Source organism: Actinophytocola sp. KF-1, from assembly GCF_054661535.1.
Genome location: NZ_BAAFVK010000017.1, coordinates 105,137 through 129,134, shown reverse-complemented (window position 1 = coordinate 129,134; position 23,998 = coordinate 105,137). Strand labels below are relative to the sequence as shown.

Sequence of the window (23,998 nt, the reverse complement as noted above, 5' to 3'; positions counted from 1 at the left end):
CGTGGGAGGTCGATGGGATGGCAGGCACCACCACGGACACCAGTCCTTGCCAACCCAGCCCCGTGCAAGACCCGCCGCCATCCCGGAGACCAGCCCGTCCGGCGAGGACCCCCCGGAGGGAAAGCTCCAGGCAAGGCAAGCCCAGAAAAGTGACGGCACCCTGCGGATCGGGAGGGCTCGGCTGACGGCACTCGGTGGAGCGTTCGCCGGCCCAGGATGGATGCGGTCCGGCAGGCCGTCCCTTAGCGTGATCCGCGTGCGGCTGAGCAGGGTGCGAGCGACGGTGCGACGGCGCGGTCACGCGCTGCGGTTGATGGGGCTGCCCATCCTGCAGTGCTCGGTCGCCGCCGCGCTGGCGTGGCTCGTGGCGACCGAGGTGTTCGGGCACGGGCGGCCGTTCTTCGCGCCCATCGCGGTCGTCATCTGCATCGGGGTCGGGTTCGGGCAGCAGCGGTTGCGGCGCGTGGTCGAGCTGGTCGTGGGGGTGAGCGTCGGGATCGGGGTCGGGGACCTGCTGATCTCGGCCATCGGCGCCGGGTGGTGGCAGCTCGCGCTCGTGCTGGGGCTCGCCATGACGACCTCCGTGCTGCTGGGTGGCGGCACGCTGGTCACGTTGCAGTCCGCGTCGTCGGCGATCCTCGTCGCCACCCTGTTGCCGCCCGGCGGGACCGGTGGGCTGGACCGGATGCTCGACGCGCTGATCGGAGGGCTGCTCGGGCTCGCCGCCATCGCGCTCCTGCCCGGCGACCCACCGGAGATCGTGCGGCGGCGGGGGCAGGAACTGCTCGGTGAGCTGGGTGCCGCGCTCACCGCCGCCGCGGACGCGATCACCGAGCGGGACCGTGCGGTGGCCCAGGAGGCCTTGCGCCGCGCCCGCACGCAGAAGGCGGGGGACGACTACCGCGACGCCCTGCGCACCGCGCGGGAAATCGCGGCGATCTCGCCCCTGCACCGGCGGCAGCGCACCATGATCGAGCGGTACACGAAGGCCGCCGAGCCCGTCGACCTCGCACTGCGCAACAGCCGGGTGCTCCTGCGCCGGACCAGGGCCGGGCTCTCCGACGACGAGTCGTTCCCGTCTGCGCTGCCCGTCGCGCTGCGGAAGCTGGCCGAGGCCGCGACCGCGTTCGCCGAGGCGCTCGGGACCGACGCGGACCTCGGTGACGTGCGGGAACGCATCCGGGACGCGGCGGTGGCCGTCGACGCGGACGGGCTCGAGCACACCGGGTTCTCGGCCACCGTCGTCACCGCGCAGTTCCGGTCGATCGCCGTCGACCTGTTGCAGGCCACCGGGCTCAGCCACGAACAGGCACGCGGTTTCCTGCCCTCTATGGGGTGATCGCGTTGAACGTGTCGCTGTACATGACGCGTGCGGGCGCCCCGTGCCGGGCGATGCCGAGCATGGCCAGGCCGATCTGCTCGGTCGACGTCACGTACTTCGGCGCCACCCGCCGCAGCAGCGGGAACAGCAGCGCGAACACCGGGTACGCCACCCGGTAGAGCAGCGTCCTGGACCGGGCGCCGTGCCGGGACTGGATGAACCCCGGCCGCAGCACGTACGCGTCGAGCGACGTGGCGAGCAGCGCGTTCTCGGTCTCGCCGCGGACGCGTGCCCACATGGTGCCGCTCGCGGCGTCCGCGCCGGCGCCGGAGACGTACACGAACACCGCCGTCGGGTTCTGCTCGGCGACGGCCGCCGCGGCGGTCATCGTCAGGTCGTAGGTGATCTCGCGGTAGGCGTCCTCCTGCATGCCCGTCGACGACACGCCCAGGCAGAAGAAGCACGCGTCCACACCGGCCAGCTCCGCCGCGTGCGGGGACAGGTCGAACAGGTCGTCCGTGACCACCTCGCGGAACTTCGGGTCGGTCACCTTGCTCGCCCTGCGGCCGATCGACACGACCGACTCGACACCCTCGTCGAGCAGGCATTCGCGGACCACACCCTGGCCGACCATGCCGGTCGCGCCGAAGACCACCACCTTCATGGGCGCACGGTAGCGGCCCGGTCGGCGGTCGTCGCGGCGGCGTGACCCGCCTGCCCGCGGGTCAGCGCCACCCCGGCCAGCACCACCGCCATGCCTGCCAGCACCCGCACGCCGACGTCCTCGCCGAGGACCACCGCGCCCAGTGCCACCGACACGACCGGCAGCAGGTAGCCGACGGTCGCCGCCGCGGTGGCGCCCTCCGTGGCGATCAGCCGGTTGTTGAGGTGGAACGTCACGCCGGTCGCGACGACCCCGAGGACACCGACCGCCAGCAAGGCCCCGGTCGTCGCCCCCGACCAGTCGAGGCCGTCCGCCGGCAGGGCGAGCGCCGCGAGGCCGGTCGCCACCAGCAGTTGCGCCGCCGACGTGCCCAGCGGGTCGCCGTCGTGGACCAGGTGCCTGCCCATGTACGCGAACGCCACCGCGTAGCTCGCGGCCGCCGCGAGCAGGGCCAGCGCGCCCCAGCTCGCCAGGCCGTGCTGCTGCCACGGCGCGAAGATCAGCACCACCCCGCAGAACCCGACGCCCAGGCCCGCCAGCCGCACCCGCGGGTACCGCTCGCCGAGGGCCAGGCCGACCAGCATGGACCACAGCGGCGTCGTGGCGTTCAGCACGCCCGCGACCCCGGAGTCCACTGTCTGCTCACCGAGGCTGAACAGCGCGAACGGCAGCGTGTTGCAGAAGAACGCCGCGATCACCAGCCGCCGCCAGGTCGCGCGGTCCCGGGGGAGGCGTTGCCGCGCCAGCAGCGCGAGGACCACCAGCACGCCGGCGCCGAGCGCGCAGCGCAGCACCGTCACCTGCACCGGCGTCAGGCCCGTCAACGCGAGCTTGATCCACAGGAACCCCGAGCCCCACAGGAGGGCGAGCACACCCATTCGCAGCACCTGTCCACGGTCTCCCGGACGATTCGACAGGACAAGTGAAATGATTTGCACCAATCGTTAAGGTGGGCTACATGCTCGACGTGCGAAGGATGCAGGTGCTGCGTGCCGTCGTCACCAGCGGCTCGGTCACGGCGGCGGCGACCAACCTCGGGTACACCCCGTCCGCGGTGAGCCAGCAGGTCGCCGCGCTGGAACGGCAGGCCGGCGTGCCGCTCCTGGAACGGATCGGGCGCGGCGTGCGCCCGACCGCGGCGGGCAGGCTGCTGACCGAGCACGCGGCGATCATCGCCACGCACGTCGCCGAGGCCGAGACCGCGCTCGCCGACCTGCGTGCGGGGCGCACCGGCCGGCTCGCGATCCGCTACTTCGCCACCGCGGGCGCCGCGCTCGTGCCGCCCGCGCTGGCGAAGCTGCGTGCCGAGCACCCCGGCGTCCAGGTCGACCTCAAGCTGATCGACCCGCAGGACCCGATGGTCGAGGTGGAGCAGGGGCGCGCCGACCTCGGGATCGTGGTGTCGCCGAGGGAGCAGGTCCGCGACGGCATCCGGATGGTGCACCTGCTCGACGACCCTTACCACGCGGTGCTGCCCAAAGGACACCGCCTGGCGGGGAAACGTGTGCTCGACCTCGCCGACCTCGCCGACGAGCCGTGGGTCAACAACGAGCTCAGCGCGGGTCCGTGCATCGAACTGATGTTGAGCGCGTGCGCGGCCGCGGGATTCAGCCCGAATTTCGTCGTGGAGAGCGACGACTACGCCACCGCGCAGGGATTTGTCGCCGCCGGTCTCGGCGTGACGTTGATTCCGCGCATGGGGCTCGGGCAACGCCACCCGGGGGTCGTCGTGCGGCGGGTGCGCAAGCCGGAGCCGTTCCGCGGGATCTACGCGGCGGTAAGGGAAACCTCCCTCGCGCAGCCCGCGCTCGCCGGGCTGCTGAGCGCCTTGCGAGACGCTGCCGTGCAATAGGTTGGAAAGAAACCGCCAACCATATTCAGGAATCCCGTGCAGATTCCTGTGCACGCCAGGTTCACCCGTATAGTGGAACGCTTCCATAAACAGAGCGTGATGTGACAATCGCGTGGTCTGGCTGTGACAGTTTGCACTAATCCGGGGCGCTCCGTAGCGCAACGATTGCTCTCGGCTGACTTACCGACGAGCGGAGCGAACCGGGATGGACCAGGACTACCAGCCGTTCTGCATGGCTGATCCGTCGTTCTACGACGCGATGCACTCCGAGGCCACCGCGGGTGAGTCGTTCGCGACCGCCGCGCGACCCCTGCCTGACGGGTGGACGTTGCGCGAACAAGACGACTGGTTTGTCATCAACCCACCGGTACGGCAGTCACTTCCCTTGCAGGGCTGGAAGATCCACGCTTCGGCGACCCAGGACAACGCCGACCGCGTCCTCGACGCGGTGTGGGACTACTGCGTCCCACGGGGCATCTCCTTCAAGTTCCTGCGGTCCGCCACCGCACTGCTCGCCAGGGTGTCGAAGTACGCGCCCCGCGGGTACGCGGGCAAGCTCGTCACGATCTACCCCGAGGACGACGCCGCGTGCGAGCGGATCCTCACCGAGCTCGGCGCGCGGCTCGACGGCGAGCCGAGCCCGTACATCCTCTCCGACCTGCGCTGGGGCACCGGCCCGCTCTACGTGCGGTACGGCGCCTTCGCCAACCGGTACACAGTGGACAGCACGGGGGTGGTGGTCGATGCGATCGCCGATCCGGACGGCAACCTCGTCGCCGACCGCCGCGACCCGGTGTTCCACGTGCCGGCGTGGGTGACGCTGCCCACGTTCCTCGAGCCGCACCTCGCCGCCCGCAACGCGGTGACCGTCACCGACCTGCCGTACAAGATCGAGCGGGTGCTGCACTTCTCCAACGGCGGCGGCATCTACGCGGGCCGCGACACCCGCACCGGTGAGGAGATCGTGCTCAAGGAGGCGCGCCCGCACGCAGGTCTCGACACCTACGGCCACGACGCGGTCCGCCGCCTCGTCCGCGAGCACGAGACGCTCACCAGGCTCGCGGGCATCCCCGGCGTCCCGGCGGTGCACGACCTGTTCACCCTGGGCGAGCACCAGTTCCTCGTCATGGACCACGTCGACGGCGACGTGCTCGGCAAGGCGATCGTGCTGCGCTACCCGCTGGTCGACGCGACGTCGACGGAGGCGGACTACGCGGACTTCACCCGCTGGGCCATGAAGATCCACGACCAGGTCACCGAGACCATCGCGCAGATCCACGCCCGCGGCATCGTCTACGGCGACCTGCACCTGTTCAACATCGTGGTGCGCCCCGACGACACGATCGCGTTGCTGGACTACGAGGTGACCGCACCGGTCGAGGACGCCACCCGGCCAGGCCTGAACAACCCCGGTTTCGCGCCACCCCGCGACGTGCACGGGTTCGACATGGACCTCTACGCGCTGGCGTGCCTGAAGTTCGCGCTGTTCCTGCCGATGACCAACCTGCTCGGCCTGCACCGGTTGAAGGCGCGGCACTTCGCGGACATCATCACCGAGCACTTCCCGGTGCCGCCGGAGTTCCTGCGGCCCGCGGTCGACACGATCGTGCCGCCCGGCACACCGGACGTGCCGAACCCCCGCATCGAACCGGACCCCGCGGCGTGGCCCGAGCTGCGTGCCGACCTGGTCCGGTCGATCCTCGCGAGCGCGACACCCGAACGCGACGACCGGCTGTTCCCCGGTGACCCGCAGCAGTTCGCGGTCGGCGGCCTCGGTCTCGCCTACGGCGCGGCGGGCGTGCTGTACGCGCTCGACGTCACCGGTGGCGGCCGGGTCGAGGAGTACGAGCAGTGGCTGGTGCGGCACGCGACGAACCCGCCCGGCGGCAGCAGGCTCGGCCTCTACGACGGCCTGCACGGCGCCGCGTTCACGCTGGCGCACCTCGGTCACCGGCAGGAGGCGCTCGACGTCGTCGACATCTGCCTGCGCGAGAACTGGGAGTCGATGGGGCACGACCTGTTCGGCGGTGTGTCCGGGTTCGGGCTGAACCTGCTGCACCTGGCCGACTCGACGGCCGAGCCCGCGTTGCGGGTGGCCGCGCACCGGGCGGCGGAGCTCGTCGCCGACGCGCAGGGGCCGGAGGAGAACCCGGAGGAGAACCCGGTCAGCGGCTCGGGCCAGCCGTGGGCCGGCCTGTTCCGCGGGCGCTCCGGCGCGGCGCTGTTCCTGATTCGCATGTACGACGAGACCGGCGACACCGCGTACCTCGACCGCGCCGCGGACGCGCTGCGGTTCGACCTGCGGCGGTGCGTGTGGCGGGACAACGGCACCGTCGAGGTCAACGAGGGCTGGCGGTCCATGCCCTACCTCGACGGCGGCAGCATCGGCATCGGCGTGGTGCTCGACGAGTACCTGCGCAGGCGGCACGACGACCGGTTCGCCGAGTTCTCGGCGGCCGTGACCCGCACCGCGCGGTCACCCATGTACATCCTGCCGGGCCTGCTCACGGGTCGCGCCGGTGTGCTGCTGTACCTGGCAGGCCGCGCCGACGACCCTGCTCATGACCCGGACGTGGCCCGGCAGGTCCGCAACCTCGCGTGGCACGCGCTGCCGTACGGCGACGGCATGGCGTTCCCCGGGAGCGGACTGCTGCGCCTGTCCATGGACCTCGCGACCGGGACCGCGGGCGTGCTGCTCGCGCTCGGCGCCGCACTGCACGGCCGGCCGGTACAGGCGCCTCTGTTGACCCTGTCCCGGCCGGCCAGCCCACAGACCCCCACGCCAGCAGGCGTGGGTCAGTGAAAACCCCCGAAAAAGGAGCCGAAAATGGCACTTCTCGACCTCCAGGGCATGGAAACCGCGCCGCAGACCACCTCCGGTGGCAGCAGCAGCAGCGGGCAGTCCTGCCCGTCCAACCTGTCGGTCACCCTGTGCGGCGGCAGCTCCGGCCTGAGCGTGCTGATCTGCCACTGAGTGACGACATCACTCGGATGACGTCCGTCCGGACGTCGTAGCGGGACGCGGTCCCGGACAACTGGCGTTTGTCCGGGGCCGCGACCCTTGCGGGAAAGGGTACCCGTGACCGCCTTCGGTGAGATCGTCCGGAAAGCGGGCCGCTGGCTGCCGTTGATCGGGTTCAGCGCCCTGCTCGGCACGGTCGGTGCGCTGGCGTTGCCGGTGGTCCTCGGCAGGGCCGTCGACGCGATCGTCTACGGCGGTCCGCCGGTGTGGTTCTGGCTGGCGGCCGGGCTGGTCGTGCTGGGCATCGCGACGGATCTGGTCGACGCGTTCGCGGGCACGGCCTGTGTGGCGGGCACGACCGCGTGGCTGCGCAACCGGGTGGTGCGGCACGTGCTGGCGGCGGGGCCGCGGCACGGGTTCGCGACCGGCGACCTGGTGAGCCGGGTGTCGGGCAACGCGGCGGAGGCCGCGAACGCCGGGCCCGCGGTGGTGACCGTGTGGACGTCGGTGCTCCCACCGGTGGGCAGTCTTTTCTTGCTGGCGTACCTGGACATCTGGCTCGCGGTCGCGTTCCTCGCCGGGGTCGCGCTGGTCGCCGTGGTGCTGCGGCTGTTCACGCTGCGGACCGCGTCCGTGGTGACCTCGTACCTGGCGGTGCAGGGCCGGATCGCGGCGCGGCTGTCGGAGTCGCTCACCGGGCTGCGCACGATCGCCGCGGCAGGCACGGTCGACCGCGAGGAGCGCCGGGTGCTGGCGCCGCTGCCCGAACTGCACGAGCAGGGCATGCGGAGCTGGCGGGTGCTGTCCGGGTCGGCGGCACAGGGCGCGGTGGTGGGACCGCTGGTGCTGGTCGCGGTGCTGGGGACCGGGGGATGGGCGTTGTCGGCGGGCCGGATCACGGCGGGGGAGCTGTTCGCGGCCGGGCAGTACGCGATGCTCGGCGCGGGGCTGGGGAACTTGACGAGCGTGTTCGGCCGGCTCGCGCGGGCGCGGGCCGGCGCGACCAGGGTGGGTGCGGTGCTCGACGCGCCCGCCGTCGCGTACGGGACCAAGGCGCTGCCGTGGGGGCGTGGGCGGCTGGCGTTCTGCGGGGTGTCGGTCGACGAGCTGGTGACGGACGTGACGTTCACGGTGCCGGGCGGGTCGTCGGCCGCCGTGGTGGGGCGGTCGGGGGCCGGGAAGTCGGTGCTCGCGCAGGTGGCGGCCCGGCTGCGGGAACCGACGTCCGGGACGGTGCTGCTGGACGGGGTGCCGCTGTCCGCGTTGTCGCACGAGGAGTTGCGGTCGGCGGTGGGGGTCGCGTTCGAGCGCCCGCACCTGGTCGGCGCGACCGTGGGCGCGGCGATCGGGCCGCGGCCGGAGGAGGCGGCCCGCGCGGCGTACGCGCACGAGTTCGTGTCGCGGTTGCCGTCCGGGTACGACACACCGCTGGCGTCGGCGCCGATGTCGGGCGGCGAGCTGCAGCGGCTGGGGCTGGCGCGGGCGTGGGGCGCGTCGCGGTTGCTGGTGCTCGACGACGCGACGTCCAGTGTGGACATGGTGACCGAGCTGCGCATCAGCCGCGCGATGATCGAGGCGGGCGGGCGGACGCGGTTGGTGGTGACGCACCGGATGTCGACCGCCGCGCGCGCGGATCTGGTGGTGTGGCTGGAGGACGGGCGCGTGCGCGCGGTGGGCACGCACGAGGAGCTGTGGGCGGACCGCGACTACCGCGAGGTGTTCGGATGAGAACGGCGGCGCGGGTCGGTGGAGGACCCCTTCGTGGCGGGTGGGTCGAGGACGGACCCCTGCATCGACCGGCCGGGGCCCTTCGGTGCGCGGCACGCCGGGGATTGTCGGTGCCCGCCGGTAGCGTCGGCAACGGGGGGCCCCGGGCCGGGCGAATGGGACTGTCGTCCGGGGTCGGCCGGGGCCGGGTGTCGACGTGAAAAGGGAACTCCGGTACGCGGCCACGTCGCTGGTTCCCCGGCCGACGGTGGCGCTGCTCGTCTGGTCGCTGCCCGAGGCGTTGCCCGCCGCCGCGTCCGGGATCGTCATCGCCAACGCCGTCGACCGCGGGTTCCTCGCCGGGCGGCCGGACGTGGGGTTGCTCTGGCTCGCGTCCCTCCTGTTCGTCTCCGTCGTCGGCGCGGTCGGGACGCGCATGGTCTTCCGGCGGCTCGGTGACCTCGCCGAGCCCTTCCGCGACAAGCTCGTCCGCCGCGTCGTCGGGGGTGCGCTGCGCAACGGCGCCGACGGCAGGCCCGACCACGGGGCGCTCGCCCGGCTCACCCGCCAGGTGGAGATCGTGCGGGACACCTACGCGGGGCTCGTCATCGTCGTGCGCGGGTTCCTCGTCACCGTCGTCGGCGTGGTCGTCGGGTCGTTGTCCGTCGCGCCTGTGATCGCGCTGCTGATCCTGCCGCCGTTCTTCCTCGGGCTCGTCGCGTTCCTCGGGGTGCTCGGGGTCGCCGCCGCGCGGCAGCGCGACTCCGTGCTCGCCGACGAGCGGCTCAGCGACGCGGCCGACCGGGTCTTCTCCGGCGTCCGGGACATCACCGCGTGCGGCACCGAGGACAGCGCCGCCGCGCTGGTCGCCGCGCCCGTCGCCGAGCAGGCCGCCGCCGAGCGGGCGCTCGCGAAGGTCGCCGCGCTGCGGACCGCGTGTTTCGCCGTCGGCGGGTGGCTGCCGCTGATCGTGCTGCTGTCCGCGGGGCCGTGGCTCGTCGCGGGCGGGCACACCGCGGGCGCGATCATGGGCGGGGCCACGTACGTCCTCTTCGGGTTGCAGCCCGCGTTGCAGAACTTCGTCGCCGGGGTCGGCGGCAGCGGGCTGCGGTTCGTGATCACGCTCGGGCGGGTGCTCGCGGCCAGCGACGTCACCCCCGAGCCGGTCCGGGACGGGGTGCCGGACGGGCACGCGGTGCGCCTCGACGGCGTCACCTTCGCGTACGGGCCGCACGCCGAACCCGTCGTCGACCACCTCGACCTCGTCGTCGAGGAGGGCGAGCACCTCGCCGTGGTCGGGCCGAGCGGCATCGGGAAGTCCACGGTGGTCGGCCTGCTCTGCGGGCTGCTGCGACCGGACGACGGCCGGGTCACCGTCGGCGGCGTGGCCGCCGCCGACCTCGCGCGGCCCGAGCTGACGCGGGTGCTGATCCCGCAGGAGGCCTACGTCTTCACCGGCACCCTGCGCGAGAACCTCACCTACCTCAACCCGGCCGCGACGACGGAGGACCTGGACGCGGCGGCCGCCGCCGTCGGCGCCACCTTCGGCGACTACGACGCCGAGCTGTCGCCCTCGGAGCTGTCCGCGGGCGAGCGCCAGCTCGTCGCGCTCGTGCGGGCCTACCTCTCACCCGCCCCGCTCGTCGTGCTCGACGAGGCCACGTGCCACCTCGACCCGCCGGCGGAACGGCGTGCCGAGGAGGCCTTCGCGGCCCGGGGGACGCTCGTCGTGATCGCCCACCGGATCAGCTCGGCGCTGCGTGCCGACCGGGTGCTCGTGCTCGACGGGGCGGGCGCGGCGGTCGGCGACCACGGCACGCTGCTGCGCACCTCACCCCTCTACCGGGACCTGCTCGGCCACTGGGAAGCCGGCCGCACCCCCGCCTCACAGCCAGCCTGACTCGGTCGCGATGCGGATCGCGTCGATCCGCGTCCGCGCGCCGGTCTTGTTCATCGCGTTCGACAGGTAGTTGCGCACGGTCCCGGGCGACAGCGACAGCTCCTTCGCGATCTCCGGGCCGCTCGCGCCCTCCGCGGCGAGCCGCAGCACCGCCAGTTCCCTCGGCGTGAACGGGTTCCTGCCCGCCGACAGTGCCGCGATCACCAGGTTCGCGTCGATCACCGTGCCGCCCTGCGCGACACCGCGGATGGCGTGCAGCAGCCGGGTGGCCGGCGCGTCCTTGTCGATCAGTCCGGAGACGTCCGCCGCGAGCAGTCTTTTCAGCAGCCCGACCGGGCGCTTCACGGTCAGCGCCACAATCTGGCACTCCGGTAGCCGCTTGCGCAGCTCGCGCACCGTGGTGAGACCTTTGTTCTCCGGCATGTCGGCGGAGACGACCGCGACGTCCGGGCGTAACCGGACGGCTACGGAGACGGCCTTCTCGTTGCATTTCAGGTCGGCGATGACCTCGATGTCGTCCTCCACCGACAACAAGCTGACGAGAGCGGTCCGGAGGAGGTCCATGTCCTCCGCCAGCAACACCCGGATGGATCTTCCTTCCTCCTGTACCGCTGAGGTGTCGGAACTCCGACGCGCCATGCCTCCTCCTGGGGACGGTAATCAGCCTGGTGCGGCGACCCCCATCCGATCGCCGCCCCCACACACAGGTAGGTCCGGTCGGATCGAATTCCCGTTACAGATCGTCCTTCACTTGGAGCAACGAGAGAAACAATACGGTGGATACGGCGCGGTAATGATACGGAAAATAGGTTTCGAAATTCTCGGATGGGGTAGCGAAGACCCACTCGGTTGAATTTACGAATTTTGGTGCATCTGGTGCAGATGCACTACGACATCCGCACCAGTGCACTCGTCCTCACAGGTGGTTCAGACCTGAGTCGCGGCCGCGCTCAAGGCGTTCGCGACCAACGGGGTGTAGCCGTAAGCGTGCCCGGCGGTGTTGGGGTGGTAGGACTCGAGGACCGGGTTCGAGAGACCGTTGAGCCACTCGACGTCGTCGCACACGGCGTGCCCGGTGAACGCCGACCGCACGTCGACGAACCGGAACCCGTGTGCCGCCGCGCGCCCGGCGATCGTCGTCGCCAGCAGATCGGCTGTTGCGTTCAACGCTGACTGTTCTGACGGGCTGATCCGCGCGCCCAGGTTGCACTCCTCACCGTTGAACAGGCGCGGGTAGCCCACCACGACCACCCGCGCGTTCGGCGCACGCGTGCGGATCTGCGTGTACAGGTTGTTCAGCGCCCCGGGCAACGTGTTGCGGATGTAGTTGTTGGCGTTGTTGATGTCCGTGGTGCAGGTCCACGGCCACGGCAGCGCGCACTGGGTGATCACGTCGGCGAACCCGGCGTCGTTGCCGCCGACCGACACGGTCACGAGCGCGGTGCTCGCGTTCAGGCTGCCCAGCTGGTTCAGCACGTCCGGCACCCGCGCGCCGGAGCACGCGGCGAACGTCAGCGGGGCGCCGAGCCGGGCGGCGACCTTCACCGGGTACGCGTTGGGGCCCCGGTAGCAGGAACCGCTGTCGGAGTAGTAGGTGCGGGTGCCGACGCCGGACGAGTACGAGTCGCCGAGCGCGGTGTACGGGCCCGCGGCCGCCTGGGCCGGGGTCATGCCGACGACGCTGAGCAGGATGGCGAGCGCGGCCGGTAACACCAGCCGAATTCCGTGTCGCATGGGCTGCCTCCACACGTAGCAGGGGAATGTCCGGGAGGCCGGACATGATCAGCGTGCTGGCCCGCGCGGCGGCCCGGCAATCGGCCGAAGCGGTAAATGTTTTCGGCTGTTCGAGAGAGTTCGCGACTTTCTGTCGCTGTCGGTGTGGCGGGCTAAAGTCGTGCGCATGTGCCGAAACATCACCCCGCTGCGCGGCCTCGAGCCCGCCGCGACCGACGAGGAGATCCAGGCGGCTGCGCTGCAGTTCGTCCGCAAGGTCGCGGGCGTCTCGTCGGTCACCGACAAGACCCGGGAGGCGATCGAGCGCGCGGTGGCCGAGATCTCGGCGACCACGACCCGGTTGCTGACGGAACTGCCGCCGCGCAAGCAGCCGCCGGCGACCGTGCCGCCGCTGCGCAGGCCGGAGGTCCGCGCCCGGATCGCGGCACGGGCGGCTCATGACCGTCTGTGACGTCTCACACGGCCGAGTGGCGTGATTGGGTACTGAGCGTGAACACGGGGTAGAGTCGCGGGTCGCCCGTCTGCTGGTCAGGCGGGTTCGCTGCCCCGCGCACCGTCGGACGCAGCGCCTGCTTGACGGAGGATGCGTTGCGCCTGTGCCCGGCGGGTGGTCGATGACCGCCGTCTGCACCGAGTCCCTGCTCGACACGCTCACCACCCCGCTCGCCCGCTTCAGCGGTGCCACGGCCGCCCGGCCGCGCACGCTGAACGACGTCCTCGCCGACACCGCGGCCCGCCACCCGGCGGCGGCCGCGCTCGACGACGGGACGACCGTGCTCACCTACGGCGCGCTGCTCGCGGCCGTCGACGAGCTGCGCCAGAAGCTCGCCGCCGAGGGCATCGGCGCGGGTGACCGGGTCGGGATCCGCGTGCCGTCCGGCACCGCCGACCTGTACGTCGCGATCCTCGCGGTGCTCGCCGCGGGCGCGGCCTACGTGCCGGTCGACTTCGACGACCCCGGCGAGCGCGCCGACCTCGTGTTCACCGAGGCCGCGGTGTGCGCGGTGCTGGGCGAGGGCCGCGAGCTCGTCATCCGGGACACACCCGCCGGGCGCGGGCCCGCCGGCCTGGACGACGACGCGTGGATCATCTTCACTTCCGGCTCCACCGGCAAGCCGAAGGGCGTCGCCGTCAGCCACCGCTCGGCCGCCGCGTTCGTGGACGCCGAGGCCGCCCTGTTCCTGGCCGACGACCCCATCGGCCCCGACGACCGCGTGCTCGCAGGGCTGTCCGTCGCCTTCGACGCCTCCTGCGAGGAGATGTGGCTCGCGTGGCGGCACGGCGCCTGCCTGGTGCCCGCGCCGCGCTGGCTCGTCCGCACCGGTGCCGACCTCGGGCCGTGGCTGGTCGAGCAGGAGATCACCGTCGTCTCCACCGTCCCCACGCTCGTCGCGCTCTGGCCCGCCGAGGCACTGCTGGACGTCCGGCTGCTGATCCTCGGCGGCGAGGCCTGCCCGCCCGACCTGGCGGCGCGGCTCGCCCAGGACGGTCGCGAGGTGTGGAACACCTACGGCCCGACCGAGGCCACCGTCGTCGCGTGCGGCGCCAGGATGACCGGCGAGGGCCCGGTCCGCATCGGCCTGCCGCTCGCGGGCTGGGAGCTGGCGGTCGTCGACCAGGCCGGCGAGGTCGTGCCCATGGGCGGCACGGGTGAGCTGGTCATCGGCGGCGTCGGCCTCGCCAGGTACCTCGACCCCGCGAAGGACGCCGAGAAGTACGCGCCGCTGCCGTCGCTGGGCTGGCCCCGCGCCTACCGCAGCGGTGACCTCGTGCGGGCCGAGCCCGAGGGGCTGGTGTTCCTCGGCCGCGCCGACGAGCAGGTCAAGCTCGGCGGCCGCCGCATCGAGCTGGGCGAGATCGACGCCGCGCTGCAGGCGCTGCCGGGCGTGAGCGGCGCCGCCGCGGCCGTCCGCACCACCGCGAGCGGCACACAGCTGCTCGTCGGCTACGTGGTCGCGACCGGCTTCGACGCCGACGCCGCGGTTACGCGCCTGCGCGAAGCGCTGCCCGCCGCGCTCGTGCCGCGGCTCGCGGTCGTCGGCACGCTGCCCACCCGCACGTCCGGCAAGGTCGACCGGAACGCGCTGCCCTGGCCGCTGGACCTCGGCGAGGTGGAGGCGGGCGAGCTGCACGGCACCCAGGCGTGGCTCGGGGAGCGGTGGGCGGAGGTGCTGGGCGCGCCGCCCGCCGGGCCGGACGCCGACTTCTTCGCGTGCGGTGGCGGCAGCCTCGCCGCCGCCCGGATCGTGTCGCTCATCCGGGCAACCCACCCGTCGGTGTCGGTGAGCGACGTCTACCACCACCCGACCGTCGCCGCGCTGGCCGCGCGGCTCGACGAGCTGGCGGGCACACAGGCGTCGACCCGGGAGATCGCGCCCGTGCCGCGGCGCGCCGCGGTCGTCCAGACGCTCGCGATGCTCCCGCTGCTGACGATCGCCGGGCTGCGGTGGACCGTCGTGCTCGCGGCACTGGGCAACGTCCTCGGCTTCCCGTTCACCACCTCGTGGTGGCTCGTCGGCGCGGGCTGGCTGCTGCTGTTCAGCCCGCCGGGACGGCTCGCGCTCGCCGCGGGCGGCGCCCGGTTGCTGCTGCGCGGCGTCAAACCGGGCACCTACCCGCGTGGCGGCAGCGTCCACCTGCGGCTGTGGGCGGCCGAGCAGCTCGCCGAGCGGACCGGTGCGACCGACCTCGCGGGCTCGTGGCTCACCCACTACGCCCGCGCGCTCGGCGCCAGGATCGGCGAGGGCGCCGACCTGCACTCGCTGCCGCCGGTCACCGGCATGCTCAAGGTCGGCCGCGGCGCGGCGGTCGAACCCGAGGTCGACCTGTCCGGCCACTGGGTCGACGGCGACCTCGTCCACATCGGCAAGATCCGCATCGGCGCCGGCGCGACCGTCGGCGCCCGCAGCACCCTGTTCCCCGGCGCCCGCATCGGCAAGCGCGCCGAGATCGCGCCCGGTTCCGGCGTGCTCGGCGCCGTGCCGACCGGCCAGCGCTGGTCCGGTGTGCCCGCGGTCAAGGAGGGCAAGGCCGCGCACCGCTGGCCCAAGGCCCGCCCGGCGCGCCCGCGCACGTGGCTCGCCGTCTACGACGTCACGTCCGTACTGCTCGGCCTGCTGCCGGTGGTGTCCGCGCTGCCCGCGCTGTGGGTGCTCACCGTGTTCCTCGGCGCCACGCCGACCCTGGGTGCCGCGCTCGCCGCCGTGCCCGCCGTGACGGTGACCTGGCTCGGCACGCACGCGCTGCTGACGCTGCTGTCCGTGCGGCTGCTCGGTATCGGGCTGCGCGAGGGCCACCACCCCGTGCGCGGCCGGATCGCGTGGCAGGCGTGGACCACGCTGCGGCTCATGGACTCCGCGCGGAGCCTGCTGTTCCCCCTGTACGCCAGCCTGTTCACGCCCGTGTGGCTGCGGGCGCTGGGCATGCGGGTCGGCAGGCACGTCGAGGCGTCGACCGTCGTCGCGCTGCCCGCGATGACCACCGTCGGCGACGGCGCGTTCCTCGCCGACGACACCATGGTCGCCGCCTACGAGCTCGGCGGTGGCTGGCTGCGGATCGCGGCCGTGCGGGTCGGCAAGCGGGCGTTCGTCGGCAACTCCGGCATGGCCGCGCCCGGCCGTTCGGTGCCCAAGCGCGGGCTCGTCGGCGTGCTGTCGGCGGCGCCGAAGCGGGCCAAGGCGGGCAGCTCCTACCTGGGCATGCCGCCGATCAAGCTGCCGCGCGTCGCCGAGCGCTCCGACGCCGAGCGCACCTACGAGCCGGCCCGCCGCCTGCTCGTGGCGCGTGCGCTGGTCGAGCTGTGCCGGGTCGTGCCGATGATGTGCTCGGTCGCGCTCGCCGTGCTGGTGGCGGCGGGCATCGCCGAGTTCGGGGTGCTCCTCTCCGGCGTGCTGCTGGCCGGTGGCGGGCTCGTCGCGTGCGCGATCGCCGTGGCGGCGAAGTGGGCGCTGGTCGGCCGGTTCGCCGCGCGCAACCTCCCGCTGTGGTCGTCGGGAGTGTGGCGGGGCGAGCTGGCGGACACGTTCGTCGAGGTCCTCGCGGTGCCGTGGCTCGTGGGCGCGGTCGGCGGCACGCCGCTGACGTCGTGGTGGCTGCGGGCGATGGGCGCGCGGGTCGGCCGCGGTGTGTGGTGCGAGTCGTACTGGCTGCCCGAGGCGGACCTGGTCCGTCTGGGTGACGGGGCGACCGTGAACCGGGGGTGTGTTGTACAAACGCACCTGTTCCATGATCGGATCCTGCGCATGGACCAGGTAACGCTCGCCGAGGGCGCGACACTCGGACCGCACGGCATCGTGCTGCCCGGCACCACCGTCGGGGCGCACACGTGTGTCGGGCCCGCGTCGCTGGTGATGGCGGGCGAGCAGGTGCCCGCGGGCACGCGGTGGTTGGGCAACCCCGTCGCGGCGTGGCAGTGAGCGGATGGCACTGAGGGACGCCGACCTGCTCGGGCACGGCAACCCCGGTTACCGGGTCGCGCACTACGACCTCGCGCTGGCGACCAAACCGGCGACCGGCAGGCTGTCCGGGAAGGCGCGGCTGACGGTGGTCGCGTCGGCCGCGGACACCCCGCTCGTGCTGGACTTCGGCCCGTTCCGGGTCGAACGCGTGCTGGTGGACGGCACACCCGTGCGGTGGACGCACCGCGGCGGCAAGCTGCGCATCCGCGGCCGGTTCCATGTCGGCACCCCGGTCCCCGTCGAGATCCGGTACGCGGGGCGGCCCGCGCCGGTCCGCACCCGGTACTGGGGCGAGGTCGGCTGGGACGAGCTGACCGACGGGGTGATCGTCGCGAGCCAGCCCGTCGGCGCGCCGTCCTGGTTCCCGTGCAACGACCTCGTCGGCGCGAAGGCCACGTTCCGCATCGAGGTGACCGTGCCGACCGCGTACACGGTGGTGGCGAACGGGGTGCTGGCGTCGCGGACCGCGGCCGGGTCGACCGCGGTGTGGACCTACGTCGCGGACGAGCCCATGGCCCCGTACCTCGCGACTGTCCAAATCGGACCGTACGAGCGGCTGCTGCTGGCGCCGGGGCAGGTGCTCGCGGTCTCCGGCGGCCTGTCCCGCGCGGCGCGGCACGACTTCGCCCGCCAGCCCACGATGATGCGGGTGTTCACCGAGCTGTTCGGCCCCTACCCGTTCGCGGAGTACGCGGTCGTGGTGACCGACGACGAGCTGGAGGTGCCGGTCGAGGCGCAGGGCGTGTCGATCTTCGGCGCCAACCACGTCGACGGCAGGCGCGGCCACGAACGGCTGGTCGCGCACGAGCTGGCGCACCAGTGGTTCGGCAACAGCGTCGGGCTGGGGGACTGGCGGCACATCTGGCTCAACGAGGGCTTCGCCGCGTACGCGGAGTGGCTGTGGTCGGAGCGGTCGGGCGGCCCGCGTGCCGAGGTGCTCGCGGCGCGGTCACGCGCGGTGCTGGCGAGCAGGCCCCAGAACCTCCGGATCGGTGACCCCCCGGCCCGCGACATGTTCGACGACCGGCTCTACCAGCGGGGCGCGCTCACCCTGCACACCCTGCGCACCCTGGTCGGCGACGACGTGTTCTTCGCCCTGCTCCGCGAGTGGACCACCACCCACCGGCACGGCACGGTCGTCACGGCCGACTTCGTGGCCATGGCGGAACGGCACGCGGGCCGGTCGCTGACCGCGTTCTTCGACCAGTGGCTCCACCAGCCGGCTTTACCGTGAGTGCACACTTGTGTTCCCTGCGTGCACGGTCGATCGCATTCGGTGACCGCCGCTCGTAGCGTCGGAAGACATGCTGAAGGCGCTCCTGGCGGCCGTGGTCGTGCTGATCCCCGCCGCCGTCCCCGCAAGCGCCGACGTCTCCGTCCAGGACACGCGGCCACCGCAATGTTCCAGCCACTTCAAGGACCCGAACCCGAGACAGCGGACCATCATCCGCGACACCAACATGCACGAGATGTCCGACCCGCCGGTCTGCTCGCCGCACGGGCCGTACATCGGCGCGCTGCGAGCCGGGTCGACGTTCATCGTCTACTACGCCGACCCCTACGAGCCGTACTGGTGCTACGGCTACTCGTGGCAGATCGCACGCACCGGCTACATCCTGTGCGACGCCTACGACATCCCCGCCGCGCCCACCGTGCAGCCGTTCGAGGCGTGCAACGGCACCTACACGCACTGCGAGACCAACCGGTGCGAGGCGGGCCGGTTCTACCGCAACTACGACCCCACGGCGGACCACTTCTCCTGGGAGTACGGCACCCCGCTCGTGCGGGGCGAGCAGGGTGACATCCGCGACGAGCCCTACCGCCGGTACGGGCCACGCGGGGTGCGGGCCATGCACGCCGGGCAGTGGGGCTTCTACAGCACCGCCTGTTTCCCGTAACGCGCAACGCCCACGTCCGGGGGTCCCAGTCTGTGCCCGCGCACGGACATAGACTGCGGACCTCCCCGGACGATGAAGGAGCGCGTGTGGCAGAGCCGAACGGTTCGCCGAACGGTGTGACGGACCTGGCGGTGGGGTCGCGGCCGGTGGGCCTCGTGGTCGGGACCGTCGCCGCCAGCCCGCTCGAGTTCTCCGTCGGCGTCGCCGCCGACCAGTACCTGCAGCTCGACGACGTCGTCGTGACCAGGAGGAAGCTGCCGGACGGCAGCGAGGTGCAGATCGCCGGGGTCGTCACCCAGATCGAGGCGGGGCACGAGGGCGCCCGCTTCGCGTCCGACGTGTTCCTCATCCGCGACGGCGCGCTGCCCGCCGAGGTGTCCGAGGTCGCCGAGGTCACCGTCACCCGCGTCGAGCCCGAGGTGTACGTGCCGCCGCGGCCGGGCGCCGAGGTGATGCGCGCCGAGGGCGACGCCCGGGACTCGGCGCTCTACTTCGACACGATGGCCGACGCGAAGGTGCCCGTCGGCATCGGGCGCGACGGGCAGCCCGTGTTCCTCAACTTCGAGTTCGTCGACGGCACCCGCGGCGGCCACGTCTCGATCTCCGGGGTCTCCGGCATCGCGACGAAGACGTCGTTCGCCACGTTCATGCTGCACTCGATCTTCAACTCGGGCGTGCTGCGCGGCGAGGCGCACAACACCAAGGCGCTGATCTTCTCCGTCAAGGGCGAGGACCTGCTGTTCCTCGACTACGAGAACGCCCGCCTCACCGACGAGATCCGGGCCAGGTACGGCCTGCTCGGCCTGCCGTCCTCGTCGTTCCGCAACGTGCAGGTGTTCGCGCCGCCCCGGCCGGGTGACCCGAACGGCACCCCGGACGTGCGGGCCCGCGACCGCGCCGTGTCGCCCTTCTACTGGACGCTCGCCGAGTTCTGCGAGCAGGAGCTGATGCCGTTCGTGTTCGCCGACGGCGAGGACGAACGCGCCCAGTACACGATGCTGATCGGCCAGGTCGCGGCCCGGTTGAAGCGCGACTACCAGAAGGTGGGCGCGGACGGCGCCATCTCGATCACCGGGGTGGAGGCGGTCAACCGCGGCCCGATCCGCACGTTCGAGCAGCTCGTCGGGCTGATCGAGGACGAGCTGCTGGACGAGGAGCTGCGCCGGGACTGGGTGGCGGGGTCCACCTCGACGGGCAGCGTCAACGCGTTCCTGCGGCGCCTGCGGTCGGCGGTGAAGCCACTCGAACGGCTGATCCGCGCCGACCTCAAGGACCGCGGCGACCGGTCGCTCACCACGTCGAAGGCGCAGGTCACGGTCATCGACCTGCACAACCTGCCGGACCGGGCGCAGCGCTTCGTGGTCGGCGTGTCGCTGCGGCAGGAGTTCCGCCGCAAGGAAGAACAGGGCACCGCGCGGCCGTTGATGTTCATCGTGCTGGACGAGCTGAACAAGTACGCGCCGAAGGACGGGGACAGCCCGATCAAGCAGATCCTGCTCGACGTCGCCGAGCGCGGCCGGTCGCTGGGCGTGATCCTCATCGGCGCGCAGCAGACCGCGTCCGAGGTGGAGCGGCGCATCGTCGCGAACTGCTCGATCCGCGTCGCGGGCAGGCTCGACCCGGCGGAGGCGTCGCGGCCAGAGTACGGCTACCTGCCGCCCGCTCAGCGGCAGCGCGCAACGATCGCGAAGCCGGGGACGATGTTCGTCTCGCAGCCCGACATCCCGGTGCCGCTGGCGATCGAGTTCCCGTTCCCGGCGTGGGCGACCCGGCCGGCCGAGAAGGGGGCGTGGACGGGCGTCGACGACGGTCCCGCACCGCCCGCGGACCCGTTCGCCGGACTGGACGACGACCCGCCGCCCTTCTGAGCGGAGCTTGCGGAGCGAACCGACAGCACTGAGGGGTGCCATGAAGATCCTGCACACGGCCGACTGGCACGTCGGCAAGGTGCTGAAGAACCAGCCGCGCATCGACGAGCAGCGCCTCGTGCTCCGCGACCTGGTGCGGATCGCGAACGAGGAGGACGTCGACCTCGTCCTCGTCGCGGGCGACCTGTTCGAGACCGCCGCGCCCACCCCGCAGGCGCAGGGCCTGGTCATGCAGACGCTCATGGCGTTGCGCGGCGACGGGCGGCACGTGGTCGTCCTCGCGGGCAACCACGACAACGCCCGGCTCGTGCAGGACGTGTACCGGCCGGTGCTCGGCGAGCTGGGCATGCACGTCGTCGGCACCCCGCAGCGGCCCGACCGCGGTGGCACCGTGACGATCGAGGCCCGCTCCGGTGAGCAGGCGGTGGTGGCGGCGCTGCCGTTCCTGTCGCACCGGCACGCGGTGCGGGCCGCGGAAGTGTTGCTGCACAACCCTTCCCAGCACAACCAGGACTACGCCAACCGCGTGCGCGCGATCGTCGACACGCTGTGCGCGGGGTTCACGGGCGACACCGTCAACCTCGTCACCACGCACGCCACGTTGCTCGGCGGGCGGTGGGGCGGCGGTGAGCGGGCTGTGCAGACGCTGCTCGGCTACGAGGTGCCGCCGGACACGTTCCCCGTGAGCACGCACTACGCCGCGCTCGGCCACCTGCACCGGTACCAGGAGATCGGCGGGCCGTGCCCCATCGCGTACTCGGGGTCGCCGATCGCGCTGGACTTCGGCGAGGAGGACAACACCCCGGTCGCGTTGATCGTCACCGTCACCCCGGACACCCGCGCCACGATCCGGCCGGTGCCGCTGACCGGCGGCCGCCGGCTCGCGACGCTGCGCGGCACGCTCGACGAGGTCGTCGCAGCCGGCGCGGAGGCCGGGGACGCGTTCCTGCGGGTGATCCTCACGCAGAAGGCCAGCGCGGGCCTCGCCGACCTGGTCCGCGAGAAGCTGCCGAACACCCTCGACGTGCAGATCGACGAGAAGTTCCGCGCGAAGGCGCAGACCGGGGTCGTCCGGTCGCGGATCGGCCGCTCGCCGACCGACCTGTTCGCGGACTTCCTGTCGGAGAAGGAAGTCGAGGACCCACGGCTCGCCGCGATGTTCGCCGAGCTGCTCGAAGAGTCCACGGGAGGCCGCTGACATGCGCCCGCTGCGCCTGGTGTTCGAGGGCTTCGGCAGCTACCGCGAGGAAACCGACATCCACCTGCACGACGTCGACTTCTTCGTGCTCACCGGCCCGACCGGGGCCGGCAAGTCGACGGTGATCGACGCGTTGTGCTTCGCCCTGTACGGCACGGTTCCCCGGTGGGGCAAGGGGAACGTCATCCGCAACGCGCTCGCCCCGTCGGTCAACGAGGGCAAGGTGTGCCTCGTGTTCGAGGCCGCGGGCGGCCGGTACGCGGCGGTGCGGCTGCTGCGGCGGACCGCGCAGGGCAACGTGCAGACCAAGGAGGCGCGGCTCGACCAGCTCGACGCCGACGTGCCGCTGGACGCCGACCTGACGAAGCTCCTGGAGAACCCGGTCGCCTCGCTCGCCGAAGGCGACAAGATGACCGGCGCGGTGTCCGAGCTGCTCGGCATCGGGTACGAGCAGTTCACCCAGTGCGTCGTGCTGCCCCAGGGCCGGTTCGCGGAGTTCCTGCAGGCCAAGCCCAGTGACCGGCAGGACCTGCTGATCCAGCTGCTGGCCTACGCCGTCTACGAGGACGTGGGGCAGCGCGCGCGGGAACGCGCGAAGGTCGCCAAGAGCAAGCTCGACATGACCGAGAAGCAGCTCAACCAGATCGGCACGGTCACCGACGAGGTGGTCGCCGCCGCCGAGAAGCGCGTGGCGGACCTGGACGCGCTCGTGCCGGCGGTCGACGAGGCCGTCGAGAAGATGGCCGAGGTGCGGGAGAAGTGGAAGGACGCCCACGCCGCCACGGAGACCGCGCGGCAGGCGCACAGCGACCTCGGCGGGCTGCGGCGCCCGGGTGACGTCGTCGATCTCGCCACCCGCCTGGCGGACGCCGAGGAGCAGGTCGCCCGGCGCACGGTGGAACGCACCGAGGCAGAGCAGGCGGAGGCCGACGCGGAGACCGCCCGCGCGGACCTGCCGGAACACGCCGAGCTGTCCCGCTGGCGGGACGCGCACACCAGGTTCGCCGCCCTCACCACCCGCCTCGAACGGCTGCGGTCCGCCGCCGACGCGGCGGAGGCGGCCGAGCAGGCGGCGGCCGCCGACGTCGCGGCGGCCGAACAGGCCGTCGCGACGGCCGAGGAGGCGCAGACCCTCGCCGACCGGGCGCACCGCGCGGTCGCGCTCGCGGCGGACCTGGTCGAGGGCGAGCCGTGCCCGGTGTGCCGCCAGCAGGTGCACGACCTGCCGCACCACGCCGTCCCCGCCGACCTCGACGACGCGCGTGCCGCGGTCAAGGCGGCGAAGTCCCGGGTCACGGCGTCGCGCAAGGCGCACGGCGAGGCCAGCAAGGCAGCGGCCGGGGCCAGGGCAGAGGTCGAGGCCGTCGAACGGCAGTCGGCCGAGCTGACCGCCGAGCTGCGCGCCGCGCCGCCGCTCGCCGAGGTCGAGGCCGCGCTGGAGAAGCGGGAGGCGGCCGACGCCGCCGCGGAACGAGCGCGCACGCGGGCGCGTGCCGCCCGCCGCGCGGTGGAGGACGCCCAGAAGGAGCGTGCCGCGCTCGGCGACGAGGAACAGCGGGCCTGGCAGGCACTGCGCGCCAGCCGCGACCGGTACGTGGCGCTCGGCGCGCCCCCGGTGGAGGGCACCGACCTGGCCGCGGCCTGGAAAGCCCTCCTCGCCTGGGCGGACGAGCAGAAGACCACCCTCGCCGACCGCCTGGCGGACCTGGAACAGACCGAACGTGCCCTGGCCACCGAGGGCACCACGGCACTCGCCGACGTGACGCGCCTGCTGGAGCAGCACGGCGTGCCGGTGCCGCCCAAGGAGAAGCCCGACGTCGCCCTGGGCCGTGCCGTGGAGGGCGCGCGGCGGGACCTGGCGTCGCTCGCGGAGAAGCGGTCCCGGTCGTCGGCGCTCGCCGAGGAGGTCGCGCACTGCCGGGAGGAGGAGCAGGTCGCCCGCATGCTCGGCAACCTGCTGAAGTCCAACGGGTTCGAGGCGTGGCTGTGCGCCGAGGCGCTGGACTCGCTGGTGACGGAGGCGTCGGAGATCCTGATGCAGCTGTCGGGCGGGCAGTACGAGCTGCACCGCGACGCCCGCAACGACCTCGTCGTGCTCGACCACAACGACGCCGGCACCACCCGGCCGGTGAACACGCTGTCCGGCGGGGAGACGTTCCAGGCGTCGCTGGCGCTGGCGCTGGCCCTGTCGCACCAGGTCGTCGGCCTGTCCGGCGGCAAGCGGGACCTCAGCTCGATGTTCCTCGACGAGGGGTTCGGCACGCTCGACGAGGCCACGCTCGACACGGTGGCGGCCACGCTGGAGCGGCTCGCGTCGGAGACCGAGCGGATGGTCGGCATCGTCACGCACGTGCCCGCGCTGGCCGAGCGGGTGCCGGTGCAGTTCGCGGTGACCCGCGACGGCGCGTCGTCGCGACTGCGGCGGGTCGAGGGGTGA

The 23,998-nt window shown here is 72.7% G+C and carries 17 protein-coding genes; 13 read left to right on the top strand and 4 right to left on the bottom strand.

Translation table 11 applies throughout. The annotated features are described in order from the left end of the window. The first annotated feature begins 256 nt into the window (after positions 1–256). The gene (locus ACYQ77_RS39390) at positions 257–1,339 is read left to right on the top strand and encodes an FUSC family protein (protein WP_459721505.1); all 1,083 of its coding nucleotides are present in this window, start codon (positions 257–259) and stop codon (positions 1,337–1,339) included. On the opposite strand, the gene ACYQ77_RS39385 is transcribed toward ACYQ77_RS39390, so the two are convergent. Beyond that, entirely contained in the window at positions 1,329–1,985 is a 657-nt protein-coding gene (locus ACYQ77_RS39385; protein ID WP_459721502.1) for an NAD(P)H-binding protein, read from the bottom strand. The two genes, ACYQ77_RS39390 and ACYQ77_RS39385, sit on opposite strands and share 11 nt — an antisense overlap. Continuing rightward, positions 1,982–2,863, bottom strand: a complete 882-nt coding sequence (locus ACYQ77_RS39380; RefSeq protein WP_459721498.1) for a DMT family transporter — start codon at positions 2,861–2,863, stop codon at positions 1,982–1,984. The genes ACYQ77_RS39385 and ACYQ77_RS39380 overlap by 4 nt, the downstream gene beginning before the upstream one ends. A gap of 80 nt (positions 2,864–2,943) precedes the next feature. Between ACYQ77_RS39380 and ACYQ77_RS39375 the strand changes: the two genes are divergently transcribed. From ACYQ77_RS39375 to ACYQ77_RS39355, 5 genes are all read left to right on the top strand, one after another. Next, the gene (locus ACYQ77_RS39375; protein WP_459721496.1) at positions 2,944–3,837 is read left to right on the top strand and encodes a LysR family transcriptional regulator; all 894 of its coding nucleotides are present in this window, start codon (positions 2,944–2,946) and stop codon (positions 3,835–3,837) included. A gap of 205 nt (positions 3,838–4,042) precedes the next feature. After that, positions 4,043–6,640, top strand: coding sequence for a class III lanthionine synthetase LanKC (gene lanKC / locus ACYQ77_RS39370; protein ID WP_459721493.1), 2,598 nt, complete (start codon positions 4,043–4,045; stop codon positions 6,638–6,640). Between the two features lie 24 nt (positions 6,641–6,664). Next, on the top strand, positions 6,665–6,811 hold the full coding sequence (locus ACYQ77_RS39365; protein ID WP_459721490.1) for a SapB/AmfS family lanthipeptide: 147 nt from the start codon (positions 6,665–6,667) through the stop codon (positions 6,809–6,811). 105 nt (positions 6,812–6,916) lie between these two features. Further along, positions 6,917–8,527: an ABC transporter ATP-binding protein gene (locus tag ACYQ77_RS39360; protein WP_459721487.1), complete on the top strand. Its 1,611-nt coding sequence runs from the start codon at positions 6,917–6,919 to the stop codon at positions 8,525–8,527. Between the two features lie 196 nt (positions 8,528–8,723). Continuing rightward, on the top strand, positions 8,724–10,406 hold the full coding sequence (locus ACYQ77_RS39355) for an ATP-binding cassette domain-containing protein (RefSeq protein WP_459721484.1): 1,683 nt from the start codon (positions 8,724–8,726) through the stop codon (positions 10,404–10,406). Here ACYQ77_RS39355 and ACYQ77_RS39350 read toward each other — a convergent pair. Both ACYQ77_RS39350 and ACYQ77_RS39345 read right to left on the bottom strand, forming a co-directional pair. After that, complete coding sequence (locus tag ACYQ77_RS39350) at positions 10,392–11,045, bottom strand: response regulator transcription factor (protein ID WP_459721482.1); 654 nt, start codon at positions 11,043–11,045, stop codon at positions 10,392–10,394. The two genes, ACYQ77_RS39355 and ACYQ77_RS39350, sit on opposite strands and share 15 nt — an antisense overlap. A gap of 288 nt (positions 11,046–11,333) precedes the next feature. Beyond that, a complete protein-coding gene (locus tag ACYQ77_RS39345) occupies positions 11,334–12,140 on the bottom strand; it encodes an SGNH/GDSL hydrolase family protein (RefSeq protein WP_459721479.1) in 807 nt (268 codons plus the stop codon). A gap of 166 nt (positions 12,141–12,306) precedes the next feature. Between ACYQ77_RS39345 and ACYQ77_RS39340 the strand changes: the two genes are divergently transcribed. From ACYQ77_RS39340 to ACYQ77_RS39310, 7 genes are all read left to right on the top strand, one after another. Further along, positions 12,307–12,591: a DUF2277 domain-containing protein gene (locus ACYQ77_RS39340; protein WP_459721476.1), complete on the top strand. Its 285-nt coding sequence runs from the start codon at positions 12,307–12,309 to the stop codon at positions 12,589–12,591. 163 nt (positions 12,592–12,754) lie between these two features. Then, complete coding sequence (locus tag ACYQ77_RS39335) at positions 12,755–16,555, top strand: Pls/PosA family non-ribosomal peptide synthetase (RefSeq protein ID WP_459721473.1); 3,801 nt, start codon at positions 12,755–12,757, stop codon at positions 16,553–16,555. Between the two features lie 4 nt (positions 16,556–16,559). Continuing rightward, positions 16,560–17,831 (top strand): M1 family metallopeptidase, encoded by a 1,272-nt coding sequence (locus ACYQ77_RS39330; protein ID WP_459721470.1) that lies wholly within the window; start codon positions 16,560–16,562, stop codon positions 17,829–17,831. A gap of 70 nt (positions 17,832–17,901) precedes the next feature. Then, positions 17,902–18,495 carry a hypothetical protein gene (locus ACYQ77_RS39325; protein WP_459721467.1) on the top strand — a complete coding sequence of 198 codons (594 nt, stop codon included), beginning with the start codon at positions 17,902–17,904 and terminating at the stop codon, positions 18,493–18,495. Positions 18,496–18,581: 86 nt separating this feature from the next. Next, the gene (locus ACYQ77_RS39320; protein WP_459721464.1) at positions 18,582–20,363 is read left to right on the top strand and encodes an ATP-binding protein; all 1,782 of its coding nucleotides are present in this window, start codon (positions 18,582–18,584) and stop codon (positions 20,361–20,363) included. 40 nt (positions 20,364–20,403) lie between these two features. Further along, positions 20,404–21,561 (top strand): exonuclease SbcCD subunit D, encoded by a 1,158-nt coding sequence (locus ACYQ77_RS39315; protein ID WP_459721460.1) that lies wholly within the window; start codon positions 20,404–20,406, stop codon positions 21,559–21,561. Position 21,562: 1 nt separating this feature from the next. Beyond that, entirely contained in the window at positions 21,563–23,998 is a 2,436-nt protein-coding gene (locus ACYQ77_RS39310) for an AAA family ATPase (protein ID WP_459721457.1), read from the top strand.